2 protein-coding genes, 1 tRNA gene and 1 rRNA gene are annotated in these 4,520 nt (G+C 70.9%); 3 read left to right on the forward strand and 1 reads right to left on the reverse strand.

What is annotated here, in order from left to right:
- Both rrf and ACF089_RS15955 read left to right on the forward strand, forming a co-directional pair.
- Positions 1 to 78, forward strand: a 5S ribosomal RNA gene (gene rrf / locus ACF089_RS15950); the annotation flags it as partial.
- Positions 79 to 123: 45 nt separating this feature from the next.
- Positions 124 to 196: transfer RNA gene (locus tag ACF089_RS15955), tRNA-Thr, on the forward strand.
- A gap of 159 nt (positions 197 to 355) precedes the next feature.
- On the opposite strand, the gene ACF089_RS15960 is transcribed toward ACF089_RS15955, so the two are convergent.
- Positions 356 to 3,010 carry a SpoIIE family protein phosphatase gene (locus tag ACF089_RS15960; protein WP_392026483.1) on the reverse strand — a complete coding sequence of 885 codons (2,655 nt, stop codon included), beginning with the start codon at positions 3,008 to 3,010 and terminating at the stop codon, positions 356 to 358.
- A 269-nt stretch (positions 3,011 to 3,279) separates the two neighbouring features.
- Here ACF089_RS15960 and ACF089_RS15965 point away from each other — a divergent pair.
- On the forward strand, positions 3,280 to 4,520 hold a 1,241-nt coding region (locus tag ACF089_RS15965; RefSeq protein WP_392026485.1), incomplete at its 3' end, for a HAMP domain-containing protein.

Consider the following 4,520-nt stretch of genomic DNA (forward strand, 5'->3'; position numbering starts at 1 on the left):
CCGAACCCGGAAGCTAAGCCTTTCAGCGCCGATGGTACTGCAGGGGGGACCCTGTGGGAGAGTAGGACGCCGCCGAACAATTTTTAGCCTCAGTCCCCGGACACGATCCGGGGACTGAAGCACGCCCCAATAGCTCAGTCGGCAGAGCGTCTCCATGGTAAGGAGAAGGTCTACGGTTCGATTCCGTATTGGGGCTCAGAGAAATCAAGGCCCCCGCCTTTTGGCGGGGGCCTTTTTTGTTGTCCTCGTTCAGGAGGGGGACAGGGGCGACACCGTATGGAGAGCGCCGACGCGGTCAGACGAATCAGGGCCGCCGCGGGGGATCGCGGCGGCCCTGATCTGTCTCCGGACGGTGTTAGGAGTGCTGGGGCTCCGGAATGCGCATCGCGAGAATCGCCATGTCGTCCGAGGCCGGCTCGGCGGCGAAGCGCTCCACCGCGCGCAGCACCCGGGCGGCGACCGCTCCGGCCGTGAGGCCCGTACAGCCGGTGAGGACGTCGGTGAGGCCCTCGTCGCCCAGCATGCGGGTGCCCTCGCGGCGTTCTGTGACGCCGTCTGTGACACAGAGCAGGACATCGCCCGGGTCGAGGGTGACCACCTGCTCGTACAGCTCCAGATCGTCCATCACCCCGAGCAGCGGCTGCGGGTCGGCGGCCGGTTCCACGGTGCCGTCCTGGCGGAGCCGCAGGGGGAGGGGGTGGCCGGCGCAGACGACCTTGAGGACGGCGCTGCCGTCCTCCTGGGGCCGCAGCTCGCCGTAGAGCAGGGTGAGGAAGCGGCTGCGGGCGCCCTCGTCGAGGATCGCCGCGTTCAGCCGCTCCAGTACGGCCGGGCCGCCGAAGCCCTCACGGGCCAGCAGACGCAGGGCGTGGCGGGCGAGACCGGTGACGGCCGCGGCCTCCGGGCCCGTACCGCACACATCGCCGATGGCGAATCCGTACACGCCCTCGCGGATGGGGAAGAGGTCGTAGAAGTCGCCGCCGACCTCATTGCCCTCGCCGGCGGCGCGGTAGATGACCTCGACCTCGACGCCGGGGATGGTGGGCTGTTCGGGCGGCAGCAGGCTGCGCTGGAGGGACTGGCTGATGGCCACCCGCTCCGAGTACAGCCGGGCGTTGTCCAGGGCGAGAGCGGCCCGCCGGGAGAGGTCCTCCGCCAGCTCCAGGATCTCCTGGCGGAAGTGGTCGTCGGACGGTTTGCCGAGCGTGAGCATGCCGATCACACGATTGCGCGCGACCAGCGGCAGGACGACCGTCTCGCCGCCGACCGCCGCGGCGGTGGCCAGCGTGGTGCCGATGCCGGAGGAGACGGGCGGGGACGAGCCCAGGCCCAGCTCGTGCCGGGAGGTGCGCAGGGCGGCCTGCTGGGCGGCCGCGGCGGGCGCGGTCCAGACCCGGGCGCCGGGAGTGGGCACCGGGTCCGGTGGGGCGATCTTGGAGAGCAGGGCCTTGAGGCCGTCGATGCGCTCCTCGTCCTCGTGCAGCACATAGCTGAGGTAGGGCTCGGACGCCTGGTCGGCGATCGTGTACACGGCGCACCAGGTGGCCAGGGTCGGGACCGTCATCTGGGCCATCAGGGCCAGCGTCTGGTCCCGGTCGAGCGTTCCGGCGAGCAGATCGGACGCCTCGACCAGGAAGGAGAGCGAGCCGCGGCGCAGTCGCTCCAGCTCGCCGAGCCGGGCGGACTCGACGGCGAGCGCGATGCGGTCGGCGGCGAACTGGAGGCGCAGCGCCTCCTCGTTGGAGTACCGTCCGGCGGATTCCGCGGCGACGCCGAGGGAGCCGGTGAGCCGTCCTTCGACCTTGAGCGGGACGGTGACGACCGAGCGCATGCCGGTGGAGTTGAGCAGGGGGACCGCGCCGGGGACGGCGGTGAGGTCCTCGTGGACGGCCGGCATCCGGGCGGAGCCGTATCGTCCGGTGCCCGCTTCGACGGGGACCCGGGCGAATCTCTGGCGGGCCGACGGCAGTCCGGTGGTGGCCCGGACCTCCAGTTCCGTCTCGTCGTCGGTGGCCAGGAGCAGGAAGGCGGAATCGCCGTCGAGCATGTCGCGGGCGCGTTCCACGGTGCGCTGGAGGAGTCCGTCGAGGTCGTCGGGGGCCGGCGAGCCGATGAAGACCTCGAACGGGTCAGCGGCGCGGCTCTCGGAGCCCGAGTCGGTGACGGGCACGCGCTGCGGGGTCTGGAGGACGGCGCGCTCGTCGTCCCGGACCAGGAGGCAGACCGTGGAGGGCTCGCCGTGCGAGTCGCGTACCCGCAGGTGGGAGGCGTAAACCGGGATGACTCTGCCGTCGGTGCCGCGGATTCCGTAGCTGCCCTCCCAGCGGGAGAGCTGGAGGGCCTCGGCGATGCCGGTGCCGATGCCGGGGGTGTGCGGCCAGGCGGCGAGGTCGGCCAGGGGTTTGCCGACGACCTGTTCGGCCGGGTAGCCGAAGAGGTGCTCGGCGTCCGCGTTCCAGACCGAGACGGCGCCCGCCGCGTCGATCTGGGCGACGGCGACGCGTACCCGTTCGTCGGCGACGGGGAGCAGTGCGGTCGGGAGCGCGGGGCCGGCGCAGCGGGTGCCGACGGGGCGCTGGGGGAGGTCGAGCTGGAACCAGACCTGTTTGTGGGTGGGGGTGTACTCGACGCCCCAGCGGGAGGCCAGCGCGGAGCAGAGGAGCAGTCCGCGGCCGTTCTCGCTGTCGAGGCCGGCGAAGGTGAGGCCGGAGGCCTGGATGGGGACCTCGCGCTCGGGGTAGCGGTCGCCGACCTCGACGCGGACGCTGTCCTCCGAGCGGAGACAGAGCACGTCGGCGGCGGTGCCCGCGTGGACGACGGCGTTGGTGACCAGCTCGCTGGTGAGGACGACCGCGTCGTCGACGACTTCGCTGTACCCCCAGCCCTGCAGGGTGTCGCGGACGAAGGCGCGGGCGGTCGCGACGGACCGTCCGACGGGGTCGAAGGTGGCAGCCGCCCGGGCGGTGATCACAGAACTCCCTGTACGTGTTTCGACGCCCGGCTCCGCCATGATCGGCCTGCCCCTCCCGGTGCCCGGTGGTTGCTCTCGTGCCCATGCCGACCCGGCCGGGCGGACCGGGGCGGTTGGACAGCCGGATGCCAGGTTACTTACCTTCGCTGTCCCAGCGGATGGCGGTCGCCGCTGTTTCCGCCCTTGGGGGCGGTGACGGCGACGCGATGCCGCCGAACTGTTATGGCCTGGTTCCGCATGGGTGAAACACTGGGCAGGCTTCCTGATACAGCTCAGGCAGTACGGTCAACCCCCGCGGGAGGGACACGGTGGAGTCTGGCACGGCGGCGCGTGGCACAAGCACGCGTACGAAAGGCGGACGATCCCGGAGCAATGCGACAACCGAGGTCGATACAGCAGCCCTGAACAGGCTGCTGGCCGGTCTCGTGTCGATGCGCGACGGCAATTTCCGCAGGCGTCTGACCGTGTCGGGCGACGATGCGATGGCCGAGATCGCGGCCGTCTACAACGAGGTCGCTGATCGGAATGTCCATCTCACCGGAGAGATGGCGCGGGTCCGCAGAGTCGTGGGACGTGAGGGAAAGCTCACTGAGCGGCTGGAGACGGGGGGCTTCGAGGGCTCCTGGGCGGCGGCGATCGACGCCACGAACGCGCTGGTGGACGATTTGTCGCGGCCGGTGTCCGAGGTGAGCCGGGTGCTCTCTGCGGTCGCCGACGGCGATCTTGAGCAGCGGATGGAGCTGCGCTCGCACGGCGAGGACGGGGCCGTACGGCCGCTGCGCGGCGAGTTCCTCAAGGTCGCGCGGACCGTGAACAGTCTGGTGGACCAGCTGTCGGCGTTCACCGACGAGGTGACGCGGGTGGCGCTGGAGGTCGGCGTCGAGGGCAAGCTCGGCGGGCAGGCCCAGATCCGGGGCGTCTCCGGCTCCTGGAAGCACCTCACGGACTCCGTGAACACCATGGCGTTCCGGCTGACCTCCCAGGTGCGGGACATCGCGCTGGTGACCACGGCCGTCGCCCAGGGCGATCTGTCGCAGAAGGTCACCGTCCATGTGGCCGGCGAGATGCTGGAACTGAAGAACACCGTGAACACCATGGTGGACCAGCTCCAGTCCCTCGGTTCGGAGGTGACCCGGGTGGCCCGTGAGGTGGGCACCGAGGGGGAGCTGGGCGGTCAGGCGGAGGTGCCCGGGGTCGCGGGCGTCTGGAAGGACCTCACCGACTCGGTCAACACCATGGCGGGGAATCTGACCTCGCAGGTGCGCGGGATCGCCGAGGTGACGACGGCGGTCGCGAACGGCGATCTGTCGCAGAAGGTGACCGTCAGCGCGCGGGGCGAGGTCGCCCAGCTCGCCGAGACGATCAACCAGATGACGGAGACGCTGCGCACCTTCGCGGACGAGGTCACCCGGGTGGCGAGCGAGGTCGGCGCGGAGGGGCTGCTCGGCGGTCAGGCGCAGGTGCCGGGCGCGGCCGGGACCTGGAAGGATCTGACCGATTCGGTCAACACCGTCTTCCGGAACCTGACGACTCAGGTGCGGGACATCGC

Source organism: Streptomyces sp. NPDC014894 (assembly GCF_043080985.1).
Classification (GTDB): Bacteria; Actinomycetota; Actinomycetes; order Streptomycetales; family Streptomycetaceae; genus Streptomyces.

Excerpts from the sequence above, each read along its gene's own strand:
- ACF089_RS15960 (WP_392026483.1), bottom strand. The coding sequence starts at position 3,010 with ATGGCGGAGCCGGGCGTCGAAACACGTACAGGGAGTTCTGTGATCACC.